Source organism: Microlunatus flavus (assembly GCF_900110855.1).
Taxonomy (GTDB): Bacteria; Actinomycetota; Actinomycetes; order Propionibacteriales; family Propionibacteriaceae; genus Microlunatus; species Microlunatus flavus.
The window spans coordinates 145,533-171,453 of sequence record NZ_FOFA01000004.1 but is presented as its reverse complement, the minus strand read 5'-3'; the positions used below and the strand labels follow the sequence as shown (position 1 = coordinate 171,453).

At 73.0% G+C, this 25,921-nt stretch carries 15 protein-coding genes and 1 pseudogene; 4 read left to right on the top strand and 12 right to left on the bottom strand.

Annotated features, from left to right (window positions below):
- Positions 1-53 precede the first annotated feature (53 nt).
- From BMY04_RS11570 to BMY04_RS11555, 4 genes are all read right to left on the bottom strand, one after another.
- The gene (locus BMY04_RS11570; protein ID WP_091180107.1) at positions 54-1,127 is read right to left on the bottom strand and encodes a substrate-binding domain-containing protein; all 1,074 of its coding nucleotides are present in this window, start codon (positions 1,125-1,127) and stop codon (positions 54-56) included.
- A gap of 62 nt (positions 1,128-1,189) precedes the next feature.
- On the bottom strand, positions 1,190-2,266 hold the full coding sequence (locus tag BMY04_RS11565) for an ABC transporter permease (protein WP_091180103.1): 1,077 nt from the start codon (positions 2,264-2,266) through the stop codon (positions 1,190-1,192).
- Entirely contained in the window at positions 2,263-3,843 is a 1,581-nt protein-coding gene (locus BMY04_RS11560; RefSeq protein ID WP_198410099.1) for a sugar ABC transporter ATP-binding protein, read from the bottom strand. The genes BMY04_RS11565 and BMY04_RS11560 overlap by 4 nt, the downstream gene beginning before the upstream one ends.
- A complete protein-coding gene (locus BMY04_RS11555) occupies positions 3,840-5,132 on the bottom strand; it encodes an ROK family transcriptional regulator (RefSeq protein WP_091180100.1) in 1,293 nt (430 codons plus the stop codon). Before BMY04_RS11555 ends, BMY04_RS11560 begins: the two co-directional genes overlap by 4 nt.
- Positions 5,133-5,373: 241 nt before the next feature.
- Between BMY04_RS11555 and BMY04_RS11550 the strand changes: the two genes are divergently transcribed.
- Together BMY04_RS11550 and BMY04_RS11545 are read left to right on the top strand one after the other, a co-directional pair.
- Complete coding sequence (locus tag BMY04_RS11550) at positions 5,374-6,768, top strand: threonine/serine exporter family protein (RefSeq protein ID WP_139209831.1); 1,395 nt, start codon at positions 5,374-5,376, stop codon at positions 6,766-6,768.
- Positions 6,769-6,885: 117 nt separating this feature from the next.
- Positions 6,886-9,000, top strand: a complete 2,115-nt coding sequence (locus BMY04_RS11545) for a PQQ-dependent sugar dehydrogenase (RefSeq protein ID WP_091180093.1) — start codon at positions 6,886-6,888, stop codon at positions 8,998-9,000.
- A 36-nt stretch (positions 9,001-9,036) separates the two neighbouring features.
- Here the strand turns inward: BMY04_RS11545 and BMY04_RS11540 are convergent, their stop codons facing one another.
- Positions 9,037-9,774: an SGNH/GDSL hydrolase family protein gene (locus BMY04_RS11540; RefSeq protein ID WP_139209830.1), complete on the bottom strand. Its 738-nt coding sequence runs from the start codon at positions 9,772-9,774 to the stop codon at positions 9,037-9,039.
- Positions 9,775-10,102: 328 nt separating this feature from the next.
- On the opposite strand from BMY04_RS11540, the gene BMY04_RS11535 reads away from it, so the two are divergent.
- Positions 10,103-11,602, top strand: a complete 1,500-nt coding sequence (locus BMY04_RS11535) for a sugar transferase (RefSeq protein ID WP_198410098.1) — start codon at positions 10,103-10,105, stop codon at positions 11,600-11,602.
- Positions 11,603-11,918: 316 nt separating this feature from the next.
- On the opposite strand, the gene BMY04_RS11530 is transcribed toward BMY04_RS11535, so the two are convergent.
- The 5 genes and pseudogenes from BMY04_RS11530 to BMY04_RS11510 form a co-directional block, all read right to left on the bottom strand.
- Complete coding sequence (locus BMY04_RS11530) at positions 11,919-13,262, bottom strand: hypothetical protein (protein WP_091180085.1); 1,344 nt, start codon at positions 13,260-13,262, stop codon at positions 11,919-11,921.
- Positions 13,259-13,840 (bottom strand): serine O-acetyltransferase, encoded by a 582-nt coding sequence (locus BMY04_RS23530; protein ID WP_091180082.1) that lies wholly within the window; start codon positions 13,838-13,840, stop codon positions 13,259-13,261. The genes BMY04_RS11530 and BMY04_RS23530 overlap by 4 nt, the downstream gene beginning before the upstream one ends.
- A complete protein-coding gene (locus BMY04_RS11520; protein ID WP_091180079.1) occupies positions 13,837-15,267 on the bottom strand; it encodes an O-antigen ligase family protein in 1,431 nt (476 codons plus the stop codon). Before BMY04_RS11520 ends, BMY04_RS23530 begins: the two co-directional genes overlap by 4 nt.
- Positions 15,268-15,464: 197 nt before the next feature.
- A pseudogene (locus tag BMY04_RS23690) lies at positions 15,465-15,710 on the bottom strand (DapH/DapD/GlmU-related protein); the annotation flags it as partial.
- Between the two features lie 541 nt (positions 15,711-16,251).
- Positions 16,252-22,104, bottom strand: a complete 5,853-nt coding sequence (locus BMY04_RS11510) for a fibronectin type III domain-containing protein (protein WP_170854094.1) — start codon at positions 22,102-22,104, stop codon at positions 16,252-16,254.
- A 532-nt stretch (positions 22,105-22,636) separates the two neighbouring features.
- Between BMY04_RS11510 and BMY04_RS11505 the strand changes: the two genes are divergently transcribed.
- Positions 22,637-23,665, top strand: a complete 1,029-nt coding sequence (locus BMY04_RS11505) for a glycosyltransferase (protein WP_091180070.1) — start codon at positions 22,637-22,639, stop codon at positions 23,663-23,665.
- 124 nt (positions 23,666-23,789) lie between these two features.
- Here the strand turns inward: BMY04_RS11505 and BMY04_RS22760 are convergent, their stop codons facing one another.
- Both BMY04_RS22760 and BMY04_RS11490 read right to left on the bottom strand, forming a co-directional pair.
- Positions 23,790-24,932: a glycosyltransferase gene (locus tag BMY04_RS22760; RefSeq protein WP_170854093.1), complete on the bottom strand. Its 1,143-nt coding sequence runs from the start codon at positions 24,930-24,932 to the stop codon at positions 23,790-23,792.
- The gene (locus BMY04_RS11490; protein WP_091180065.1) at positions 24,929-25,885 is read right to left on the bottom strand and encodes an NAD-dependent epimerase/dehydratase family protein; all 957 of its coding nucleotides are present in this window, start codon (positions 25,883-25,885) and stop codon (positions 24,929-24,931) included. The genes BMY04_RS22760 and BMY04_RS11490 overlap by 4 nt, the downstream gene beginning before the upstream one ends.
- Between the last annotated feature and the right edge of the window lie 36 nt (positions 25,886-25,921).

The window sequence follows — 25,921 nt, the reverse complement described above, 5'->3', positions numbered from 1 at the left end:
TGCACGGGGTCCAGCCTCGCGCCCGGCCGCTCGGCGGCCGGGCGCGGGGTCGGTCAGGACTCGAAGGCCGTCCCCAGGTACTGGTCGACGTTGTCCTTGGTGACGACGGGCGCGTACAGCTGGACCTTGCGCGGCACCTCGACCTCCTGGATGTCGGACAGGCCCTTCTTCTGCACGAGCAGGCGGGCGAGCTTGACGCCGTCGGCGCCCTGCGTCGACGGGTAGATCACGGTCGCCTTCAGGACGCCGTTGCCGCTCTGGATCTCGCGCATGGCGTTCGCCGAACCGGCGCCGCCGACCATGAAGAACTCGCTGCGGTTGGCGTTCTTGATCGCGGCGAGGACGCCGACGCCCTGGTCGTCGTCGTGGTTCCAGATCGCGTCGATCTTGGGCGCGGCCTGGAGCAGGTTCGAGGTCGCCTTCTCCCCGCCCTCGACGGTGAAGTCGGCGGCGACCCGGTTGTCGACGTCCTGGCCGCACTTGGCGAGCGCGTCCTTGAAGCCTTTGCTGCGGTCCTGGGTCAGCGGCAGCGAGTCGATGCCGGCGATCTCGGCGACCACGGCGTCGGACTTGCCCTGCAGCTGGTCGCAGATGTACTGCCCGGCCGAGACGCCCATGCCGTAGTTGTCGCCGAGCACGGTGACGCGGGCGGCGTTCGGGTCGCTGAACTCGCGGTCGACATTCACCACGGGGATGCCCGCGTCCATGGCCTTCTTGGCCACCGTCGTCAGCGCCGCCCCGTCGAAGGGCAGGATCACGATGGCGTCGACCTTGTCGTTGATGAAGGTTTCGACCTGGCTGATCTGCTGGTTGACGTCGTTGGTGCCGGCCGCGACCTTGAGGTCGATGTCGCTGTTGGCCGTCGCGGTCGCCTTGGCCTGGTCGGTGATCGAGGCGATCCAGCCGTGGTCGGCCGCCGGCGCCGAGAAGCCGATGGTGACCTTCTGGCCGGCGGCGTCGTTGCTCGAGCCGGACCCGGCACCGGCGCCGGAGCTCTGTGCCGGTGCGGGGGCGGGCGCCGGGGTGTTGTTCGTGCAGCCGCTCACGGCGAGCAGCGCGGCGGAGCCGAGGACGACGGCACCGACGAGGTGGCGGCGTACGGGTCGTGGGTGGTGGTGGGCAGGCATCTGGAGGACTCCCTTTCGACGGTGAAGCGGGCGTGCTGGGCAGGTGTGCGCGTGCTGGGGGTTCAGGTCCGGGTGCGGGTCGCCAGGCGCTGCTGGAGCAGCACGGCGGCGACGATGATCAGGCCCTTGACGACGGACTGGGCCGAGACCGAGAGGTTGTTGAGCGTGAAGACGTTCGACAGCGTCGTGAAGATCAGCACCCCGATGACGGTGCCGACGATGGTGCCGCGCCCGCCGCTGAGCAGGGTGCCGCCGATGACGACCGCGGCGATCGCGTCGAGCTCGTAGAGGGTGCCGTGGGTCGAGCTGCCGGTCGTCGTCCGGGCGACCAGCATGAGCGCCGCGACGCCGCAGCACAGGCCGAGCAGCACGTAGAGGTACATGGTGTGGCGCTGCACGCGGATGCCCGCGAGCCGGGCGGCCTCCGGGTTGCCGCCCACGGCGATGGTGCGCCGGCCGAAGGTCGTGCGGTTGAGCACGACCCAGCCGAGCGCGGCCACGACGGCGAAGAGGATGACCAGCACCGGGATGCCGAGCACGTCGGCGTCGAGGACGTCGACGAAGGCCGGCACGTTGACGATCTGCGTGCGGCGGTTGGAGATGATCTCGGCCAGGCCACGCGCCGCCGCGAGCATGGCCAGCGTGGCGATGAAGGGCACGACCTTGCCGTACGCGACCAGCACCCCGTTCACCAGGCCGCAGCCGGCCCCGACCACCAGCGCGGCGAAGGCCATCACCAGCCAGGTGCTCGAGTTGGCCATCGACTGGGTCGCGAGCGTCGTGCACCAGACCGAGCTGAGCGCGACGATCGCGCCGACGGAGAGGTCGATGCCGCCGCCCGTGATGACGAAGGTGAGCCCGACGCTGACGACGCCGATGACCGCGGCCAGCCGCAGGATGGTGAGGACGTTGTTGACGTCGGCGAAGCGGTCGCCCGCGGTCGCCACGCCGGCGATGCACAGCACCAGCAGCGCGATGACCAGGCCGAGGTTCCGGCCGGCCCCCGTGCGCAGCACGTGCGCGACGCCGCCCTCGCGCCGCGGCCCGTCCGACCGGCTCGGCGAGGGACCGGTGTCCTCGCGCGCGCCCGGCGAGGCCGTCGCGCGGCCGACGACGGTGGTGAGTTCCGGTTCGCTCATGCGGGAGCTCCTTCCATGACCAGGTCCAGGACCTTGGCTTCGTCGAGGTCGGCGGCGGGTGCCTCGTGGACGACCGACCCCTCGCGCATCACGAGGACGCGGTCGGCCAGGCCCAGCACCTCCTCGACCTCGCTGGAGACGACCACCACCGCGACGCCGGAGTCGGCGAGGCGGCGGACGAGGGTGTAGATCTCGGTGCGGGCGCCGATGTCGACGCCCCGGGTGGGTTCGTCGAGCAGCAGGACCTTGCAGTCGCGCAGCAGCCAGCGCGCGAGCAGGACCTTCTGCTGGTTGCCGCCCGACAGGGTGCGGACGGCCCGGTCGACGCCGGTGGGCCGGACGTCGAGGGACTCGGTCAGGCGGCGGGCGGCCACCCGCTCGGCGTGGTCGTCGAGGAACCCCGCGCGCGAGAAGCGCCGCAGCGTCGAGATGGTGATGTTGCTGAAGACCGACTGGTCGAGCAGCAGCCCCTGGCTCTTGCGCTCCTCGGGGCACAGCCCGACGCCGGCGGCGACGCGGGCGGAGACCGACCCGTTCGGCATCGTCCGGCCGCCGACCCGCACGGTTCCGCCGGTCGCGCGCCGGGCCCCGTACAGGGTCTCGACGACCTCGGAGCGACCGGCGCCGACGAGCCCGGCGAGGCCGACGATCTCCCCGGGCCGCACGGCGAGGCTGACGGGGGAGAAGAGCCCGCGCACCTCGAGGTCGGTGACCTCGAGCACCGGCTCGGCGGTGAGGGCCGGGGCCTCGGTGCGCGGCGGGAAGACGTACTCGATCGAGCGTCCCGTCATCAGGCGGATCAGCTCGCGGGTGGGCGTCTCGCTGACCGGGAGGTCGGTGGCGACGCTCGTGCCGTCCTTGAGGACGGTGATGCGGTCGCCGATCCGGCGGATCTCCTCGAGGCGGTGGGAGATGTAGACGACGGCGACGCCCTGGGCGACCAGCTGGCGCACGACGCGGAACAGGTTCTCGACCTCGCCCGCGTCGAGCACGGCGGACGGTTCGTCGAGGATCAGCAGGCGGGTGTCGTGCGACAGGGCGCGGGCCATGCTGACGATCTGCTGCGCGGCGGGGGAGAGGCTGCCGACGGCAGCGTTCACGGAGATGCCGGTGTGGCCCATCCGCGCCAGCAGCTCGCGCGCCCGGGCGGCGGCCTTGCCCCGCTGGGTGAAGCCGGCCGTCGACAGCTCGTGGCCCAGGAAGATGTTCTCGGTGACCGTGAGGTCCGGCACGAGGTCGAGCTCCTGGTAGATCGTGGAGATGCCGACCTTGATCGCGGCGATCGGCGTCGGGAACGACACCGGTCGGCCCTCCCAGCTGATCTCGCCCTCGTCGGGCTGGTAGGACCCCGACAGCACCTTGATCAGCGTCGACTTGCCGGCCCCGTTCTGGCCGAGCAGGCAGTGCACCTCGGCCGCGCGGACGACGAGGTCCACGCCGCCGAGGGCGACGACGCCGGGGAAGCGCTTGACGATGCCGCTCATCTGCAGCAGCGGCAGGGTGTCGGTGCGGCCGGACCCGGGCTCGACGCTCCGACCGGCGGCGGGCTCGGCTCCGGGGGCGGCGGGGTCGCTCATGCGGGTGCTCCTGAGGGGACGGGTGCCGGACGGGTGGGCGGGGACGACCGCACGGCCACGGCGGTCGGGTCGGCGAAGATGCGCGACAGGGCCTCCAGCGCGCCGCCCCGGGCGGCGGCGGAGTAGCCGAGCGTCGACGGTTCCACGCGGCAGCCGCCGGAGCGGGGGGCGAAGACGCGGGCCGGCAGCGCCGCGGCGACGGGGTCGGCGAGCCAGCGGCCGAGCACGGCGAAGTAGCCGCCGAGGACGAGCAGCTCGGGGTTGAAGAGGTTGACCAGGACGCCGGCGCCTGCACCCAGCCACCCGGCCGTCCGCTCCAGCGCCTCGAGGGTGCGGGCGTCCCCGTCCTCCGCGCGTGCCGCCAGCGTCTCCAGGCGGCGCCGTACGTCGAGCGCGGGGTCGCGCACGGCGTCGCCCTCGTCGGCGGCCGCGGCGAGCAGCGCGTTCAACCCGACCTGCGTCTCCCAGCACCCGCGCCGGCCGCAGCCGCAGGGCTGGCCGCCCGGGTCGAGCTGCATGTGGCCGACCTCGCCGGCGAAGCCGTGGACGCCGCGCAGCAGGTGCCCGCCGGCGACGACCCCGGCGCCCACGCCGATCCCGCCGGTCAGCAGGACGAGGTCGCGCACGCCGACCCGGTCGCCGGTGGAGACCTCCGCCCGCGCGGCCAGGTTCGCCTCGTTGTCGATCAGCAGCGGGCAGGCGGGCTCGTCGAGCAGCCCGCGTACGACGTCGACGACGTCGATGTCGGCCCACCCCAGGTTGGGGGCGCTGAGCACCCGGCCGGTGGGCTGCTCGACCAGCCCGGGGACGGCGAGCGTGATGCCGACGAGCTCCCGGCCCGAGCGCCGCAGCTGCGCGGTGACCTCTCCGACGAGGCCGGCGAGGCGGCCGAGGACGGCCGTGGCCCGCAGCGCGCCCGCGTCGAGCGGCACCCACCGCTCGGCCACGACCTCGGCCCGGACGTCGAGGGCGGTCACGGCGAGGTGGTCGAGGTCGACCTCGGCGCCGACGGTGAAGAAGTGCGCGCCGTCGAGGTCGACCGGCTGCGACGGCCGCCCGACGCCGCCACGCGCCGTGGCGCCCTCGGCGACCAGCCCGCGTTCGGCGAGCTCGGCGACCAGGCTGGAGACCGTGGACCGGGTGAGCCCGGTCTCGGCGGCGATGGTGGCGCGGGAGCGGGCGCCGCTGGAGCGCAGGTGCGCGAGGACGAGCGCGAGGTTGTGGCGGCGCACCTCGACCAGCCCGGCCGACGCTCCCGCGTCAGCCGTGAGCCGTCCCCCGTACGACACCACAGGCTCCTTTGTCTGTTGACTCGACAAACTAAGGCGGCTCACAGGGAGGGTCAAGCAAGGTCACAGGAACCGTTCCCGATCTGTGACCGAACGCCTGCCTGGGGGTCGTCGCGTGCGTGCGCGCCGGGGTCGGCTTCCAGTGCTCCGGGCGCAGTTGACAAGGCCGACGGGCGCGGCTGAGCATCGGGTGTCCCGCCCGGGTCGACGGCGCACGGGGCCCGTCGAGCGGAGGGTGGCCATGTCCTGGGAGGACCAGCCGGGGCAGGAGCGCTGGCGCCGGCTGCGCCGCCAGGTCAACCGGGTCTGGGCCGACGACGACCCGCCGACGCTCATCAACGCCGTCCCGCCGCTCGATCTGTGGGACGTCCAGCGGCCGCTGCCCGCGCCGGTCGACGCGGAGCAGCAGCGGTCCTTCGACTTCGCGCACCGGGTCGGGGCGGTCATGCTCGCCCGGGGCGCGTCGATCGACGACGTCGAGGCCTCGATCCGGGCGGCCGCGCTCGCGATGGGCCTGCCGCACCCGGAGGTCGACGTCACCTTCACCTCGATCTTCGTCTCCGTCCGCCCCGACCCCGAGCGGCCGCCGCTGACCTCGGTCAGCGTGGTCCGGCAGCGCGGCGACGACCACTCCCGCCTCGCCGACACCCACCAGCTGCTGATCGCGCTCGCCAACGGCCACCTCGACCGGGACGCCGCGTTCGAGCGGCTGGCCGAGATCGAGCAGCGGCCGCACCCGTACGGCGACAACCTCGTCACCGCCGCCCGCGGCGTGCTCGCCGCCGCGATCGTGGCGCAGCTCGGCGGCTCCTGGGCGGCGGCCCTGGTCGTGCTCACCACCGCGGCGCTCATCGACGTGCTCGGCCGGGGGCTGGCCCGCCACCGGGTCCCGACCTTCTACCTGAACGTCGTCGGCGGGGTCGTCGCGACCCTCGCCGCCGCCACCACGACCGCGCTCGGGGCGCAGGGAACGCCGGCCCTGGTCGTCGCGGGCAGCATCGTCGCGCTGCTGCCCGGGGGCACGCTCGTCAACGGCGTGCGCGACGCCCTCGCGGGCTACCTCGTCACCGGGACGGCGCGCGTCTCGGAGGTCCTGCTGGTCGTCGGGGGCCTGGTCGGCGGCGTCGCCCTCGGGCTCGGGCTGACCCGGGCCCTCGGCGTCGACATGTCGGTCGACCCCGACGTCCTCGGGCTCGACGCGCTGCCCGTCCGGGTCGCCTCCGCGGGGGTCGCGGCGACCGCGGCGGCCATCACCTACTACACGCCCTACCGCCTGCTGCCCGCCGCGGCGCTGTCGGGGGCGCTGGGCATGCTCGTCCTGTCCGTGGTCCAGTCGCTCGGCCTGACCGGGGTGGCGGCCTACGCCTGCGCGGCGTTCGTGGTGGGCCTCAGCGGCTACGCGCTGGCCAACGCCCAACGGGCCCTGCCGCTCATGGTCTTCGTGCCGGGCATCCTGTCGCTGCTGCCCGGGCTCACGCTGTACCGCGGGATGCTCGAGCTCTCGACCGGCCAGGCCGTCGACGGCATCGTCAGCCTCGTCGACGCGGTCGCGCGGGGCCTCGCGATCGCCGCGGCCGTGCTGGTCGCCGAGCTGATCGGGCAGCCGGTACGCCGCCGGGTCCTGCGCCGCGGCTGACGCGACCGCTCCTTCGGCCCTGGCGCCCGGGTCCTCCGCGGGTCTAGCGTGGCGCCGCCCGGGCCGACCGGGCAGCCGTGGCGGGGGCCCGGCGCCGCGCCGTCGAGAGGCACGCCCGTGCACCTGCCCCGTCGCTCCCCGGCCCCGACCGCCGCGTGGTTGCTGGCCGCACTGGTCCTGCTGACCACCCTCGCCGCCCCGGGGCCCGCTGCGGCCGCCGAGGTCGGGGCCCCGGTCGTGAGCCGCGGCTCCGGGCGGTGCCTGACGCCCGCCCAGGGCTCCGACGCGCCGACGACGCCGCTGGTCGTCGAGAACTGCGACGGCCGGGCCGGGCAGCGGTGGGCGTACGCGGACCCCGACGGCGACGGGGTCGGCGTCCTGACCGGCTTCGGCGGGACGCGCTGCCTGGACGGTCGGACCCTGCAGGCGGGGCTGCGCCTGGTCGTCGAGCCCTGCACGGGCGCCGCGTCGCAGGCCGTACGGGTCCAGCCCGTGACCGGTGCCCTCGCCGTCGGCGGCACCTCCCGGTGCGCGACGCTGCGGGGCAGCGCTCCGGCGGCCGGCACGCCGGTCGAGCTGCAGCCCTGCACCGGGACCCTCGACCGGCTCTGGCGCTCGTCGGCCTTCCCGCAGGTCACCGAACCGCCCGGAGCGCCGGACGACCTCACCGTCAGCGAGCTCACCTGCCGCCGCGTGACCCTCCACTGGCGCGACGGCTTGCAGAGCGACGGGCGGACGGCGCGCTGGGCCGACGTCTACCACGACGGCCAGCTCATCACCTCCGTCGCGGGCAGCCCGGAGCGGCAGTCGCTGCGGTTCGACGTCCGGCCGGGCGTGCCGTGGGGGCTCTACGTCAACGACCGGGACGAGGCCGGGCTCGTCTCGCAGGCCAGCGCCACGCTAGCGATCACCCCGCCCGCGTGCGCCCCAGACACGACGCCGCCGAACGCGCCGACGAGCCTGACCGCCGCCGTGGTCGGCGGCACCGCGGTCCGGCTGCGCTGGCAGCCCTCCTTCGACGCGAGCGGCGTGCGCTACTACCTGGTGCAGCGCGACGGCGTCACCGTCGGGCGGCTGACCGGCGTGGAGGACGGCCCGACCGAGACCACGTTCCTCGACTCGGGCGTCGCGGCCGGGTCCACGCACACCTACCGGGTGCTGGCGCGCGATCCGCAGCTGAACACCTCCCCGGCGAGCGCGGCCGTCACGGTGACCGTGGGCACGGGCTGCCTCGTCTGCTCCGTGCGCAAGGTGGCCCACGACGACGACCTGCCCTGGGGCCTCGTGGCGCTGCCGGACGGCACCGTGCTGCACGCCCGGCGCGACGCGGCCCAGCTGGTGCGCACCGATCCCGCCACCGGGCGGCAGAGCGTGGTCGGCACCCTGCCCGGGGTCCAGGGCACCGACGGCGAGGGCGGGCTGATGGGCCTCGCGGTGGCGCCGACCTTCGCCACCGACCACTGGGTCTACGCCATGCACAGCACCGCCACCGACAACCGCGTCGTCCGCGTGCGCCTGGTCGGCAGCACGCTGGACGCGGCGAGCGAGCAGGTCCTGCTCGCCGGGCTGCCGCGCAACAAGTTCCACGACGGCGGCCGGCTGCGCTTCGGGCCCGACGGTCGCCTGTACGTCGCGGTCGGCGACGGGCAGGACCAGTCGTCGGCGCAGGACCTGTCGGTCCTCGGCGGCAAGATCCTGCGGATGGAGCCCGACGGCACGGTGCCCTCCGACAACCCGTTCGGCAACTACGTGTGGAGCTTCGGGCACCGCAACCCGCAGGGCCTGGCCTTCGACGCCCAGGGGCGGCTGTGGGAGCAGGAGTTCGGCAACAGCGCGATGGACGAGACGAACCTGGTCGTCAAGGGCGGCAACTACGGCTGGCCGCGCTGCGAGGGGACCGTCGGGCGCTGCTCGGAGTCGTGGCTCGTCGCGCCGAAGAAGACCTACGCCACCCATCTCGGGTCGTGCTCGGGCATCGCCGCCGTCCGCGAGGTGCTCTACGTGGGCTGCCTGCGCGGGCAGCGCCTCTACCGGATCCCGGTCGAGGGCTCGTCGCTGGGCACGCCGACGGCGTACCTCGCCGGCACCTACGGGCGCCTGCGGACGGTGGAGCCGGACCGGTCGGGCCACGGCCTGTGGGTCACGACCTCGACGAAGGGCGACAAGGACTCGGTCTCCGGCAACAGCGACGAGTGGCTGCTGCACGTCGGGCTGGACGGCCGTCCGGGGTAGCGCGCGGGGGCGGCGTCGTGCGCTCGGCGGGACCGCTCAGGCGCCGGTGCCGAGCAGGACCCGGACGTCGGCCTCGAAGCGTTCCGCGATGTGGGAGTAGCCGGCGTTGCTCGGGTGGCCGTTCTGCGGGTTCGCGTAGCGGTCGCCGTCCCCGTCGACGAACCACCGCTCACCCAGCGGGTCGACGAACGGCAGCTGCTGGCTCTGCGCGAAGCCGGCGAGCACGCACTGCGAGAGCACGCGGGTCGGGTCGGGCTTCCCGTACGGGGTGGCCGGTCCCATGATCACGACCTTGGCCGTCGGGAAGTCGCTCCGCACGGCGTCGATCGTGCGAGTGACCGCGTCCTGCAGGGCGGGGTAGGGCGTGTCCCGGTCGTTCGACCCGCCCTGCACCACGACCAGGTCGAAGGAGCGGCCCTGGAGCGAGGGGAGCCGCTGGAGGTAGGTGCCCTCGCTGCGCGGGCCCGGGTTGACGTAGCCGGTGCCGCCGACGCCGTTGACCGTGACCCGCCAGCCGAGCGGCTTGCCGACGAGGTAGGCCCAGCCCTTCGTCTCCGGCTCGGCGCCGTAGCCCTCCGTGTAGGAGTCGCCGAGGATCAGCACCGACGGCTTCGCCGGCAGCGTCAGGCTGCCCGGCGCCAGTGTGGGGGCCGGGTCGGGCATCGCGCAGGTGGGCTCGGCGGGCGGCTTCGCTTCGGGGCTGCAGCCGGCGGCCAAGCCGAGGGTGGACACGGCCCCGAGCACGACGACCAGGGCGCGGGCTAGGTGCCTCACGCCGGTCGGGCTGCGCGGCGCTGCGGCGCGGGCGCGTCGGGGATCATCGGGGTCGTCCTCGGGGGTCGGGTCGGGCGTTTCGTACCGGGCGGAAGGCTAGCCGTCGTCGGTGTGAGGAGCCGGTGTTCCGGGTATGACGGCCGTCACCGCTCAACGGTTGGCGGTCGCTCTTCGTCCCCGTTAAGGTGATCTCGTTGTCGGAGACGGGTGACCGCCGCCGACGCGGGCCGACCCCGGAGCCCGAAAGTCACCGCGCGCGTGCGTCCGAGGAGTCAGCACGAGTCTGGGGAGACTCGTGGGCACCACCTCGGGGAGAAGTGCTGAGACCGTGACGCAGATCGACCAGAGGCCTCTGGCGCCTCACCACATCCTGGCCCGTACGGGCTTCAGCACCTCACCGCCGGTCTCGCGCTGGCTCGAGGCCTACCGGGCCCGGCTGGCCGTCAGCGACCTCATCGTCGTCGTGGTCGCCGTGGTCATCGCCCAGCTGGTGCGGTTCGGCGTCTCGTCGGACGACGTGCTGCTGCGGGCCTCCATCAGCTACTCGCTGATCTCCGCCGTCCTGGTCGTGCTGTGGGCGCTCGCCCTGTCGGGGTTCCACAGCCGCGAGGGCCGCGTCGTCGGTTCCGGGCCGGAGGAGTTCCGCCGGGTCGTGCGCGCCTCGTTCGCGCTGTTCGGGACGATCGCGATCCTGGCCTACCTGCTCAAGCTCGACCTCGCCCGCGGTTACCTGGCCGTCGCGCTGCCCGTCGGGCTGGTGCTGCTGCTCGTGCAGCGTCAGCTCTGGCGGGTCTGGCTGCGGCGCCAGCGCAGCGAGGGCCGCTACCTCTCCGACGTGCTCGTCGTCGGATCGCACCGCGCGGCCATGGCCATGGCCACCGTGTTCGAGCGTGACCCCGCCGCGGGCTACCGCGTCGTCGGCGTCTGCGAGCCCGGCCGCGGCCACACCGGCGAGGTCCTCGACATCGAGGGCCACTCCGTCCCGGTGCTGGGTGACGAGTCCACGGTCATCGACTCGGTCGAGGCGACGCAGGCCGACATGGTCGCGGTGAGCAACACCGAGTTCTTCGGCAACGAGGGCATGCGGGCCCTGGCCTGGCAGCTCGAGGCCACCGGGACCGACCTGGTCGTCGCCCCCGGCGTGGTCGACGTCGCCGGCCCCCGCCTGCAGGTCCGCCCCGTCGCCGGGCTGCCGCTCCTGCACGTGGACAAGCCGCAGTACGAGGGCGCCGGCAAGCTCGGCAAGCACGCCCTCGACCTCTTCGGCGCCGGCTTCGCGGTCCTCGTGCTGTCGCCGGTCATGCTGGTCATCGCGCTGCTGGTCAAGCTCACGAGCCCCGGCTCGGTCTTCTACCGCTCCGAGCGCATCGGCCTGAACGGCGAGCCGTTCGGCATGCTCAAGTTCCGCTCGATGCGCCAGGACGCGGACAAGGTCCGTACCGACCTGCTGCAGATGAACGAGGGCGCCGGGCCGCTGTTCAAGATGCGCAACGACCCGCGCGTGACGACGGTCGGGCGGTTCCTGCGCCGGTTCAGCCTCGACGAGCTGCCCCAGCTGTTCAACGTGCTCTCGGGCCAGATGAGCATCGTCGGCCCGCGGCCGCCGCTGCGCGACGAGGTCATGACCTACACCGACATGGTCCACCGCCGGCTGCTGGTCAAGCCTGGCATCACCGGCCTGTGGCAGGTCAGCGGACGTTCCGACCTGTCGTGGGAGGAGTCGGTCCGCCTCGACCTCTACTACGTCGAGAACTGGTCGCTCTTCCAGGACATCGTCATCATCTGGAAGACCGTCCGCGCCGTCCTCGGCTCCAGCGGCGCCTACTGACCCTCACCCCCGTACGCGGTGCCCGACGGCCCCCCACGACCTCGCGTCGTGCGGGGCCGTCGACGTTCCTGCGGAGGCGTCAGGAGTGAGGGTGGGCCGGCCGCGTACGCCGAGCGGTAGGTCTTCCCGGTCGAGCGGCCGTCCGAGGCGGGACCAGGTACCGCTCGTGAGGAGGAGCGACCGCTCGAGCGGTAGGCCTTCCCGGTCTTGGAGGCGTCCTGAGCGGGAACAGGTACCGCTCGGCGTACGGAGGTACCGCTCGGAGCCTCGGTGCGGTGCGGGAGAGCGCGGCCCTGCGACCCCGCGGAACCTTCGGTCAGGCCCGGTCGCCGCTGGTGGACTCGGCCTCGACGTACGCCTCGGCGGCGGCGGACTCGTCGGGGTCGGGCGGCGGCAGGTCGGAGCCGATGACCGAGGGCAGCAGGCGGGTGACGACGACCAGGTAGAGGACGGCGGACACCAGGCGGACGAGCGCGGTCGCCACCGGGATGCCGATGGGGCCGAGCATCACGAAGAACAGCCAGTCGGCCAGGGCGTTGAGCACGGCGAACGTCGCCGCGAACCAGACCAGCAGGCGCTGGCGCCGGGCGATGATGAGCATCCGCCCGCCGCAGGAGATGCAGAGGCTGAGCGGCAGCGACAGGAACAGGATCGCGCCCCACCGCAGGCCCTGGAGCCAGGGGCGCGGCAGGAAGTCGAACGTGCTGGCCAGCAGGCAGACGCCGGAGCCGACGAGCCCGACGGCGACGTTGACGGCGAAGAGGATCGCGAAGTCCTTGCGGATCATCGCGCGCCCGGCGGCCGGCTCGTAGCTCGGGAGGCGTGCCCAGCGCGAGAGGCGGCGCACGACCAGGCCGAGGTTGACGACCTGCGACGCGGCGAAGAACAGCTTGTCGGCCATCTCGTACGCCGACAGCGACCCGACGGGGCTACGGGCCAGGAAGATGCGGTCGGTGACCGGTCCGGACTGGGCCGTCAGCGCGGACGCGGACTGCCAGACCAGCCCGCGCGTGGGCAGCGGGTCGGCCTCGGTGCTCGTCGGCAGGCGCCGCGCGGAACGGTAGAGGATCGCCAGGCGCGCCAGCTCGCCGAGCACGAAGCCCGCGGCGTACACGAACAGGGGAGCGGTCGGCCAGGCCAGCACCAGCACGATCGGGACCAGGGTGCGCAGCGACTGCAGGCTGATCGGCAGCGCGACCTTGCCGTGGGCGATGTTGAGCCCGGAGAACGCGCTCGAGACGCCGCCGACGAGCGCCATCAGGAGCATGACCCCGGCCAGCGCCGCGAACGTCAGCGGGTCGGTCCGGCGGAAGGCGTACACGACGGTCAGGGGCGCGCCCACGGCCACGCAGCAGGCGAGGGCGAAGAGCAGGATCCGGCGCGCGTACGAGCGCAGGACGGTGCGGCCCGGGGGCGTTCCGCGGCCGATGAGGCGGCCCATCTCGGCGACGCTGTTGGCCTCGATCGCGTTGCCGACGACGTTCGTCAGGGTCAGCGACACCGAGGCGGCCAGCAGCAGCTCGTCGCTGCGGGCGGTGCCGACGAGCCAGGACAGGACGAAGGAGAAGGCGAAGCCGGGGAAGAGGACGAGCGCCGCGACTCCGGTGGTGAGGACGTCGGAACGGGAGCGGACGCGCGGTGCGGGCGCGGTCGCGCTCACGACTCGGTGGGCCGCGGGACGGGCACGAAGTCCGGCATGATCGACGACGAGTCGGACTGCGAGACCACGCGGCCGGGCACGCCGGCGACGGTGACGCCGTCGGGGACGTCGCGGCCGACGACCGCGTTGGCGCCCACGACGACCCGGTCACCCACCGTGATGCCGCCGTAGACGACCGCGCCCGGCGCGATGTAGCAGTAGTCGCCGATGGTGGGGACGCCGCTCGGGCCGAGGCCGATGTTGGTGGCGGAGTTGATGCGGCACCAGGCCCCGACGCGGGCCTTGGAGTTGACGACGATGCTGCCGTAGTGGGCGATGCCCAGGCCCGGGCCGAAGACGTTCGGGGGGATGCTCAGACCCAGGCGGGCGGAGAGCCGCATCAGGCGGAAGCGGGCCACGGACCGCCGGGCCCGGGCGACGGCGCCGGGCTGGGCGAGCAGGTGCTCGACGAGGCGCAGTGTGCGCAGGAAGTGCACCTCGGGCTTGCGGAACCGTTGCTGGAAGCTCCAGCGGGCCAGGCCGTTCGCGGTGAGGTCGTCGCGCAGGTAGCGCTCGTAGTCGGCGCGGGTCTTGATCACCGACGCACGCCCACCGGCTGGGGCCGGCTGCGGACCAGCACGGGCCGCTGCGGGGTCGTCCGACGGCCGCCGACCGCCTTCGCGGCGTCGGCCTCGGCCACCGGGTCGGTGCCGGGCGCGGCGTCGGCCGTACGGGTGGCGATGACGACGAGGCCGACGAGCGCCAGGCCCGCCGGGTTGCTCTCCCACAGCGGGAACGCGGCGCCGGCGACGACGTACGCGGCGATGGCCGCGACCCCGTCGGCCCGGCCGCTGCGGCCGACGCGGACGAGGACCACGACGACGAGCACGAGCAGGGCCGCGGTGCCGATGACGCCGCCGCTGACCAGCGTGCCGAGCACGGAGTTCTCCAGCGGCAGCTTGGCGCCCGACTGGATGGCCGCGGTGGCGGAGTTGCCGGGGCCGTAGCCGACGACCGGGCGCTCGAGGAACAGCCGCCCGGCCAGGCGGACGACGTAGTCGCGGTAGAGGCTCGAGGCGGTGCCCTCGGCGCTGTTGGCCCGGCCGGCGATCGTCGGCAGCGCCGGGAGCACGACCAGGGCCACGGTGCCGAGCAGGACGCCGAGGAACTTGTTCGCCAGGCTCGTGCGGCCGGAGACCAGCGTGACCGCCAGCCCGACGCCCAGGCCGCTGACCAGGGCGTAGACGCCGCTGCGCGAGCCGGTGAGGCCGGCGGCGAGGGCGCACAGGACGAAGCAGCCGAAGGCGAGCTGGCGGGGCGCGCCCTGGCGGGTCATGGAGAAGGCCGCGAGGGCGGCGGTCACCGCGAAGAAGGTGCCGGCCATCAGCGGGTGGCCGAGGGTGGTGCTGACCCGGTAGAGCGCCCAGTGCTGGTCGAAGCTGTAGTAGTCCGAGAGCGGGTTGGTCTGCAGCAGCGACTCGATGACCGCGAGGATCGCCAGGCCGATGCCGAGCACGAACCACGAGCGCAGCAGCGTGCCGGAGGTCTTGTCGTCCAGCGAGGGGACGAGCGCGGCGGGCAGCGCGATGCAGATGGCGACGACGAGGAGCCAGTTGACGCTGCGCGACGGGCTGAGCCCGGTGTACGACAGCACCAGCAGGACGGCGTACACGGGGACGAGCCAGCGCAGCGAGTGCACGAAGGCCTGGCGTCCCCGACGCGCGACGACGCGGACGAGGAAGATCATCAGGACGACGACGGCGGGGCTGTAGAAGCGGCCGACGACGTTGGGCACGCCGATCAGGTAGCCCACGGGGATGAGCGCGAAGAGCCAGAGGCTGACGCTCGGCAGCACCCAGGTGGGCAGCGAGGCGGCGACGACGAGGACCGCGAGGCCGACGACGACCAGCGTGGTGGTCGGCGAGGCCGCCGCGATCGCCCCCAGGGCGAGGACGGCGACGACGACGAGGGCGGCCGGCACCAGGACGGCTCCGGGGCTCGTGGCCGCCGGGCGGACGTTCGACATGGGTCAGCCTTCGGTCGTGATGAGGTGCGCTCTCGAGACGGCCGCCCCCGCGGCCGACGAGGTGCCGCGAGCCCGGTCGGGGACGTCGGCGGCTCCGCGCTGCGCGACAAGCGTCGCTGGCCGGTCCGGACGTGTCAACCTGGTCCGCACGACCGGCCGGGTGAGGGCGGCCGGGCGCGGAGCGGCTGTGGGCAATGTCACCGGCGGGGTTCGAGCTCCGGCTTGAAGCCGGGGGCCACCTCGCGGGTCGTCGGCCACTGCGCGACCTTCGCCCCGAGCGCCTCGTACGTGCCGATGATCCTGGCCGGGTTGCCCCCGACGACGTGGCCGTCGGGCACCGAGCGGGTGACCACGGAACCGGCCGCGACGACGCAGCGGTTGCCGATCCGGACGCCGGGCATGATCGTGGCCCGGGCCCCGACGAACACGTCGTCGCCGATCTCGATGCGGGCGAGGGAGTAGTGGCGCCGGCCCTGCTCGTCGCGGAACAACCAGCCCGTGCCGTCGTGGGTGATGAAGAGGACGTCGCTCGAGACCGTCACCCGGTCGCCGATGGTCAGCAGCTCCCACTCCGAGCTGATCTGCAGGGAGTAGATGCGGCAGCCCTCGCCGACGGTCACCCCGAGCTCACGGGCGGCCTGCTCGTTGCCCTTGACGACGCTCAGGGCCCGCCACCGCCACCAGCGCGGCAACCGTCGGACGAGACTCGGCACAGGTGCTCCTCGGGGGGACGGGGCAGGACAGGGCGGGGACCGGGCAGGACCCGGGCGGCGACGGCGGCGTGCGCGCCACTGTAGTGCCGCCGGGCCGTCCCGTCCGCCGTCACGGAGACCTCGGGTGGTCGTGCCGACCGGACCCGCCGCCCGGGCCGGGTGCGGCGCAGGCCGGCGGGGACGACGACGGCACCGGGCAGCGTCGCCGCCCGGTGCCGTCGCCTGGAGCCCCCGTACGGACGGGGCGATCTCCCCCGACAGGAGCCGCCCGTCAGTTCTGGCAGGTCTTGTTCGTCATGCCGAGCGCGGCGCCCGGACCGTTGTTGCTGCAGCCGACGACGTTGCCCGCGGCGTCGTTGTAGGGCATCCGCACCGCGTAGCCGGGGATGGCGTCGGCGATGTTGTTGCCGTAGACGATGTTGCCGAAGCCGTAGTCGTCGCTGGTGTTCCAGACCTGGATGGCGTTGTTCGGGCTGTGGCCGCCGATGTTGCCGGCGACGACCCAGCGGTTGCCCATGACCTGGATCAGCGAGTCGCTGTCGGAGGACGTGACGCCGGCGCCGTCGAGGGTGTTCTTCCACATCGTGCCGTCGCTGGTGCCCGCCTTGGCCTCGATCGGCTCGGCGGTCGTGCCGCTGATGTCGTTGAAGGCCACCAGGTTGCGGTCGGAGGTGTCGGGGTTGCAGCTGTTGTAGAGGCACCAGTTGCCCTGCGCCGTGCCGATGTAGACGCCCTCGCCGTAGTTCGGCGAGTTCAGCCCGGTGGTGTTCACGGAGTTCCCGATCACCGTGCTGTCGGTCGTCTGGTTCTTGAGGTGGATGGCCTCGTCACCGATCTTCTCCACCCGCAGGTCGGCGACCGTGACCCCCTTGCTGTAGAGGACCGCGACCCCCTTCTGGACGTTGCGGACGGTCATGCCGGCGATGACGAGGTTGGAGGCGCCGTTGACCCGGAAGCCGTAGCCCTTGGTGATGTCGCCGTTGTCGACGATCGCCGTGCGCGGCCCGCAGATCCACACCGGCTTGTCCGGGGTGGCCGTGGTCGAGACGTCGAAGTTGGCGCCGTAGGTGCCCGGGTTCAGCCGGATCACGGTGCCCGACGTGGCCGAGGCGATGGCGTTGAGCAGCTGGCTGCGCGTCGAGACGGTGACCGTCGCGGTCGGGCAGGTGCTGTAGCGCTGCGGGAAGGAGGCGTACGGGTCGCCGCCGTTGGTGAACGACGCGGGCAGCGAGGCCGCCGAGTCGTTGCCCCACGAGTCGCGGGCCACGACGCTCCAGCTGTAGCTGCCGCCGTCGGCCAGGCCCACGTTGGCGAAGGCCGTGGTGTCGGCGGTGGTGGTGCCGACGAGGACGTCCGTGCTCGTCCCGGCCGCCCGGCGGAAGACCCGGTAGGAGGCCACGTCGGTGTCCGGGCTCGCCGTCCAGCTGATCTTCGCTCCGGCCCGGATGCCGCTCGCCCTGACCGACGTCGGCGCCGCGGGGGCGTAGATGTCGGGCGCCACGAGCGCGTCCAGGGTGATGTTGCGACCGACCGAGTCGGCGTTCTTGTTGCCCGTGCGGACGATGCGGATCGTGTGGCCGGTCTCGGGGAGGCCGGTGATCTCCCAGACGTTCTGGGCGTAGCGGGTGGTCGAGGAGTACAGGTCAACCGTCGCCTTCTTCACGCCGTCGATGTAGACGTCGGCGAGGCCCGAGGAGCTGTTCGTCCGGGCGAGCCAGCGGATGCCGCTGGTGGAGAAGGACATCTCGGCGTAGCCGTCGGCGTTCAGCGTGGAGAACGAGCTGCCGCTGTCCGTGCCGGCCCCGGTCGAGGCCGTCCTGGTCCAGCCGCCCTTGAGCAGGATGTCGGCGGTGTCGTCGTCCTCGTAGACGCCCGCGGGCATCGGCGAGAAGGTGACGGTCACGTCGGTGGTCGCCGAGCGGGGCGACTCGTTGCCCATCGTGTCCAGCGCGGTCACCGCGTAGCGGTAGGTCGCGCCCGGCTGCAGCCCGTCGTCGACGAAGCTCGTCTGGGTGACCGGGGCGGTGCTCACCGCGGTGAGGTCGCTGCCGTCGGTCGCCCCGCGGTAGACGCGGTAGCCGACGACGTCGCTCTCCGGGCTCGCGGTCCAGCCGAGGGAGGCGCTGCCCCGGCCGGGGGCCGCGACCACGTCGGTCGGGGCCGACGGCGGGTAGATGTCCGGCGCCACGAAGGAGTCGAGCATGATCGCCGGGCTGCTGGAAGCGGCGTTCTTGGTGCCGGTCCGCACGATCCGCAGGGTGTGCGGCGTCTCGCTCAGCCCGGTGGCCTCGTACACGACCTGCTGGTACTTCGTCGTGGGGGAGTAGAGGTCGACCGGGGCCTGCTTCACGCCGTCGAGGTAGACGTCGGCGATGCCGGAGTAGCTGTTGGTCCGCGAGACCCAGCGGATCCCGGAGGTGCTGAAGGAGATCTGGGCGAAGCCGGCGGTGTTGAGCGCCGCGTACGAGCCGCCCGAGTCCATCGTCGAGGTGACGACCGACCAGGAACCGTTGAGGACCAGGGCCGGGTCGTCGTTCTCGTAGACGCCGGCGGGCTGGGCGGCCATCGGCACCATCACCGACGCGGTGTCGGAGGGGTCGGAGGCGTTGGACGAGGTGTCGACCGCGACGACGTCGTAGGTGTAGACGACCCCGGGACGGCGGGCCGGGTCGGTGAAGGTGAGCACGTCGGCGGTGGTGGTGCCGATCTGGGTGCGGTCCGTCGTGGTGCCGCCGGTCTTGAAGATCCGGTAGCCCGCGACGTCCGGCTCGGGGTTGGCCGCCCACGTCAGGACCGCGTCGATGCCGTTGAGGTTCGCCTGGAGCCCGCTCGGGGCGCCCGGCGCGTGGATGTCCGGGGCGACGAAGGCGTCGGTCATGATCCCGGTGCTGCTGGAGCTGGCGTTCTTGGTGCCGGTCCGCACGATGCGGAGGGTGTGCGGCGTCTCGCTCAGCCCGGTGGCCTCGTACGCCACCTGCTGGACCTTGGTGGTGGAGGAGTAGAGGTCGACCGAGGTCTGCTTGACGCCGTCGAGGTAGACGTCGGCGATGCCGGAGTAGCTGTTGAACCGGGTGATCCAGCGGATGCCGGAGGTGGTGAAGGAGATCTCGGCGTAGCCGGCGCCGGTCAGGGTGCTGGTCGAGCCGCCGGAGTCCTGGTTGGAGGGCACGACGCTCCAGCTGCCGTTCAGCGTGACGGCCGGGTTGTCGTTCTCGTAGGTGCCCTGGCCGACCGCGTTGATCGGGGTGGTGAGCGTCGCGGCCGCGCTGCGGTCGGACTCGTTGGCGCTCGTGTCGACGGCGCTGACCTTGTAGGCGTACGCCGTGCCGGGGGCGAGGCCGTCGTCGACGAAGCTCGTCGTCTTGAGCAGGCCGCTCGAGATCTTGGTGAAGTCGCCGGCACCGGTCTGGCGGAACAGGTTGTAGCCGGCGACGTCGGGCTCGGGGTTGGCCGGCCAGGTGACGGTGGCGGCGGTGCCCGCGAAGGACGCGCTCACCCCGGTCGGGGCCGTCGGCTCGTGGATGTCGGGGGCGACGAAGGAGTCGAGCATGATCGCGGAACCGGTGGAGCTGGCGTTCTTGGTGCCGGTCCGCACGACGCGGAGGGTGTGGTTCGTCTCGGGCAGGCCGGTGGCCTCGTAGACGACCTGCTGGACCTTGGTGGCCGAGGAGTACAGGTCGACGGAGGTCTGCTTGACGCCGTCGAGGTAGACGTCGGCGATGCCGGAGTAGGTGTTGGTACGGCTGACCCAGCGGATGCCGGAGGTCGTGAAGGAGATCTCGGCGTAGCCGGCGCCGGTCAGGCTGCTGGTCGAGCCGCCGGAGTCCAGGCTGGACGAGACGATGCTCCACGCGCCGTTCAGCGTGACGGCCGGGTTGTCGTTCTCGTAGGTGCCCTGGCCGACCGCGTTGATCGGGGTGGTGAGCGTCGCGGCCGCGCTGCGGTCGGACTCGTTGCCGGTCGTGTCGACGGCGCTGACCTGGTAGGCGTACGCCGTGCCGGGGGCGAGGCCGTCGTCGACGAAGCTCGTCGCCTTGACCAGGCCGGTCGAGACCTTGCCGAAGGCCCCGTCGCCCGTGGCGCGGAAGACGTTGTAGCCGGCGACGTCGCCCTCGGGGTTGGCGGGCCAGGTGACCGTCGCGGCGGTGCCGGCGAAGGAGGTCGTGACGCCGGTGGGGGCGGTCGGCGCCTCGGTGTCGGTGACGGCGAAGGCGTCGATCATGATGCCCGTGCTCGTGGAGCTGGCGTTCTTGGTACCGGTCCGCACGACGCGGAGGGTGTGGTTCATCAGCGGCAGGCCGCTGACCTCGTAGACGACCTGCTGCGTCTTCGTGGTCGAGGAGTAGAGGTCGACGGAGGTCTGCTTGACGCCGTCGACGTAGACGTCGGCGATGCCGGAGTAGGTGTTGGTGCGGGTGATGAAGCGGATGCCGGAGGACTTGAACGAGATCTCGGCGTAGCCGGCGCCGCTGAGGGTGCTGGTCGAGCCGCCGGAGTCGGAGGCCGACGCGGTCCTGGTCCAGGTCCCGTTGAGGGTGACGGCCGGGTCGTCGTTCTCGTAGGTGCCCTGGCCGACCGCGTTGATGGGCGTGGTGAGGAAGGCCGAGGCGCTGCGGGCGGACTCGAGGTTGCTCGTGTCGACGGCGCTGACCTGGTAGGCGTACGGCGTGCCGGGGGCGAGGCCGTCGTCGACGAGGCTGGTGGTCTTGAGCAGGCTGGCGTTGACCTTGGTGAACGAGCCGCTCCCGGTCTGGCGGAACACGTTGTAGCCGGCGACGTCGGGCTCGGGGTTGGCCGGCCAGCTGACGGTGGCCGCGGTGCCCGCGAACGAGGTGGTGACGCCGGTCGGGGCGCCCGGCTCGTGGACGTCAGGGGCCACGAAGGCGTCGAGCATGATGTTCGGGCTCGTCGAGGACGCGTTCTTGGTGCCGGTCCGGACGATGCGGATCGTGTGGGTCGTCTCCGGCAGGCCGGTGACCTCGTAGACGACCTGCTGGACCTTGGTCGTGGCGGAGTAGAGGTCGACCGAGGTGACCTTGGTCCCGTCGAGGTAGACGTCCGCGATGCCGGAGTAGGTGTTCTTGCGGGCGATCCAGCGGATGCCGGAGGTGTTGAAGGAGAGCTCCGCGTAGCCCGCCGTGCCGAGGCTGCCGCTCGAGCCGCCCGAGTCCTGGTTGGAGGCGACCTTGGTCCAGGTGCCGTTGAACGTGATCGCCGGGTCGTCGTTCTCGTACGTCCCCTGGCCGACCACCGGGCCGGTGGGCGCCGGTGCCTGCGTCGGTGTGGGCGTGGGCATGGGCGTGGGGGTCGGCGTCGGGGTGGGGGTCGGGGTCGGGGTCGGCGTGGGGGCGGCGACGGTCACGGTCGCGGCGGAGGTGCGCGGCGACTCGTTGCCCGCGCGGTCGACGGCGCTGACCTGGTAGCCGTAGGTCGAGCCGGCGGCCAGGCCGTCGTCGACGAGCGTCGTGGCGGTCACCGGGTCGGAGGTGATCTTGCTGGCGGTGCCCGTGCCGGTGGCGCGGTAGACGTTGTAGCCGGCGACGTCGGCCTCGGGGCTCGCCGTCCAGCCGAGGGTGGCCGAGGTGCCCGACGCCGACGCGCTGAGGCCGGTCGGGGTGGAGGGCGCGCTGGCGTCGACGACGTCGATGTAGTCGACGGTGACGTTGCGCCCGATGGAGCTGTCGTTCTTGGCACCGGTGCGGACGATCTTGAGCGTGTGGTTGCCGTCGGCCAGGCCCGAGGCCGACCAGACGGACTGCTTGGTCTTGCTGGTCGCGGAGTACAGGTCGACGGTGGTCTTCTTCACGCCGTCGAGGTAGACGTCCGCGGTCCCGGAGTAGTTGTTGACGCGGGTGCCCCAGGTGACGCCGGTGCCGGTGAAGGTGACCTGCGCGTTGCCGTCCGCGTTCAGGGTCGCGTACGAGCCGCCGGAGTCCGTGGACGAGGTCGCCGTGGTCCAGGCCCCCGTGTACGTGATCGCCGCGGCCGTGTTCTCGTAGCGGCCGGGCAGCACCCCCGCGTCGGCCGCGTGGGCCTCGACCGGCACCAGCAGGCTGCCCGCGAGGGCGAGGACGACGAGCGCGCTGGTGGCAGCGATCCGTGCCGGAGCAGGGATTCCGGGCATGCCAACAGAAGCTGAGCGCATGGGTGGGGCCTTTCGAACGACCGAGCCGGACGACCGGCTCTCGACCTGATGACAATCCCCCGAGGGCTCGGAGAGGGTCCGTGGACCGGGCTTTCTCCTTGCCAGCAGGCAGATCGTAGGCAAGCCGGATCGGCCGGTTTCGGCGATTGGTTGAAGATTCAGAGATGAGGCGGGGCCTCAGGTTCAAAGGGCTTTTCATGTCTGAGACGAGGCTCAACGTCGCTTGGCATCTTGTGATCCCGCCCCTGTAACGATCCCTGGAACCCGTTCTTCTCCGGGCCTTTCTCAGGCCCTGCTGCGCCTTGTTCTCAGGGTCCGGACCATCGGCGGGTCCCAGCAGGTTTCAGAACGACGGCAGGATTTTCAGGCGGCCGACGGCCAGGGGAGGGCGGTTCCGAGCGCCTCGCCGAATGGCCCCGAGGACGGCGGCCCGGTAGGGTTCTGGCGCGCCAGGGCCGGCGCGGGTCCGGGCTGCCGCCCGGGGCCGGCCTCCCCCGACGGACGGACCCCCATGCAGATCCTCAGCACCTCGATCGTCCCGGGCGAGGACGTCGTCCACCACCGGATGGCCTCCGGTGGCCGCTCGCTGCGCAGCCGGCTCTCCGCGTGGCTCGAGAAGGCCGCCGACGCCGACGCCGTCGTCCTGAGCGGGTCGGTCTCGCTCGGTACCCGCTACGACCAGCTCGTCGCGGCACGGGTCTTCGCCTCCCGCTACCCCCGCCGCCCCGTCGTGCTCGCCGACTGCACCTGGGAGCCCGGCAGCCGCGCCCTCGACCGGGTCTTCCGGACCGAGCGCCCGGTGGGCGTGGACCGTCCCGCCCGCCACGGCCGGCGGGTGACCCGGCTCGCGATCGGCCGGCTGCGGGCCCCGAACATCCACTGCTGCGTCCTGTCCAGCGAGGAGGGGCGACGGTTCCCGCCCTTCTGGGGCATCGAGGAGGCGAACGTGCACGTCACGCCCTACTGGGCGAGCAACCTCGGGGCCCTGCGCGACGCCCGCGACGCCGCACCGGCGCCGGCCGGCGCCGAACCCCCGGCCGTCTTCGCCGGTGGGGACTCGCTGCGCGACTACCGGCCCCTGCTCGAGGCGGCCGAGGCCGTGCAGGGCACCGTCCGGATCGCCACCCGGCTGCCGGTGCCCTCGAGCCTGCCGTCGAACGTCGTCGCCGGTCCCGTGGGGCAGGACGAGTTCCTCCGGCTGGCCGTCCAGGCCCAGGTCGCCGTGGTGCCGCTCGTCGCCGACGCCCAGCGCAGCGGCGGGCAGAAGACGTACCTCGGCGCCATGGGCCTCGGCCAGACCGTCGTCGTGCCCGAGGCTCCCGGCGTCCTGGACCACGTCCGGCCGGACGTGACCGGCCTGGTCCCGCCCGCCGACGACGCCGGCGCGCTCGCCGAGGCGGTCAACGCCGCGGTGACCGACGCCGACCTGCGTCGCCGCCTCGGCGAGGCCGCCCAGGCCGACGTGGCCGAGCGGTTCTCCGCGGCCGCCTACGGCGAGCGCCTGTACGGCATCGCGCGGGGTCTCCTCGAGCGCGCCTGACGCGCCGAGCGCACCCGGGACGACGCAGCCCCGCCGGTCGGCGACCGGCGGGGCTGTGCGACGGGCGTGTGCGACGGGCGTGTGCGACGGGTCGTGCGGCGGGGGGCTGTGCGGCGTACGGGTGCTAGGCGCGTGCGGCGGTGATGCTGCGGAACACGTGCTCCAGCGCGCGGCCGCTCTCGGCGGGGGAGAAGCGCTCGAGCCACGCAGGCTGGGACACCGGGGCGAGGCCGCGCGCGGCGAGCACGGCGTCGGCGTAGTCCGCCGGCTCCGCGCCGATCGCGAACTCACCGGTCACGTGCGGGACGATCGCGTCGGCGCTGCCGAGCGCGCGCGAGGACGCGACGCTCGGGATCCCGGCGGCGGCGGCCTCCACGAGGACGTTCGCGAAGCCCTCCGCGGCCGACGTGAGCAGGACGACGGCGTCGGGCTCGGCCTCGTCGAACCAGCTGGTGACCCATCCGCGGAACGTGACCGGCACGCCCAGGCGCTCGGCCGCGGCCCGCACCTCGGCCTCGAGCGGGCCCTTGCCGAAGAAGTCGACCCTGGCGTCGAGCCCGTCGCGCTCGCGCAGCAGCGCGGCCGTCTCGACGGCGAGCACGGGGCGCTTCTGCGGGACGAGCCGGGCGGGGATCGTCAGCGTCACGCTGCGGCCGTCACCGGTGCCCACCTGCGCACGCGCCTCGGCCCGGGCCGCGGCGGCACGGGCCGGATCCTTGCCGGTCGCCGGGTTGGGCACGACCCAGACGCGGTCCGGGTCGAGCGAGTACACGCCCGCGGCCTCGGCGGCGACGGGGTGCGAGATGGCCACGTAGGCGTCGGCGGAGCGGTAGAGCCGGTGCGCGAGCCCGAGCTCGACCTTGTACGACAGGCCGTGGATGCGGCGCAGCGGCGCCTCGACGTTCCGGCCGCTGATCACGGTGGCCGGGGCGCCGGAGAGCCCCCGGGTCGCGAGCAGGACGAGCAGGTTCCAGTGGGGCATGAGCCCCATGAGGACGTCGTAGCGCGCCTCGGCGACGTGGCTCCGCAGGGCCCGCACGCGCGCCGGGAACGACGACGCACGCAGCGCGACGACCGGGACGTCCGGGTGGGTGGCGTCCGGCTGGTGCGTGGTGAGCAGGGTCGGCCGGTGCCCCTGGCGGGCCAGGTGCTCGGCCCACTGGACCGCGACGAACTCCGCGCCGCCGCCGGACAGGCTCGGCAGCAGCAGCCCGACCTTCAGCCCGGACGCGGTGCCGGCCGGCGCGGGGGCGACCGCGTCGGTCACGCCTGCGCGCCGAACGTCTGCTGGGCCCAGGCGAGGTGGCGGGCGAGGCCCTGCTCGATGGTGACCTCGGGCTTCCAGCCGAGGACCTGGCTGATCTTGGTCGTGTCGCCACCGGTGCGGAACACGTCGCCCTTGACCACCTCGGCGTGCTCGACCTTCAGCGGCCGCCCGTTGAGGTTCTCGATGATGGCGAGCGTCTCGTTGACGGAGACGTTCGAGCCGCCGGCCACGTTGAGCACGGTGCCCGGCGCCACGTCGTCGCGGCTGGCGGCCGCGATGTTCGCCGCCACCACGTCGTCGACGAAGGTGAAGTCGCGGATCTGCTCGCCGGTGCCGTAGATCGTGATGGTCTCGTCGAGCACGGCCGCGCGCACGAAGCGCGTGAACGCCATGTCCGTGCGCTGCCCGGGGCCGTAGACCGTGAAGTAGCGCAGCGAGACGGTCGGGACGCCGAAGTTGGCGGCGTAGAGCGAGCAGAGGTGCTCGGCGGCCAGCTTGCTCACCCCGTACGGGCTGACCGGCTGCGGCCGGTCGTCCTCGGAGGTGGGGTAGCGCTCCGCGTTGCCGTAGACCGACGACGACGACGCGTACACGAGGCGCTTGAGGTTCGGCGCGTCCTTCGCCGCCTCGAGCAGCCGCTGCGTCGCCTCGATGTTCTGGCGGACGTAGACCGCGAAGTCCTTGCCCCACGACATCCGCACGCCGGGCTGGCCGGCCTCGTGGAAGACCCAGTCGACGTCGGCCAGGAGGGCACTGAGGTCGGCGGTGTTCAGGTCGGCCTCGTGGAAGGTGAAGCCGTCCTGGGGGATCGAGGCGAGGTTGTCGCGCTTGATCGAGACCTCGTAGTAGTCGGTCAGCACGTCGATGCCGACGACCTCGTGACCCTGCTTCAGCAGCTGACTGGCCAGGTTGCTGCCCACGAAACCGGCGACGCCGGTCACGAGTGCTCTCATCGGGGGTTCCTCGCTTCGGTGGGTGACGTCACGTCT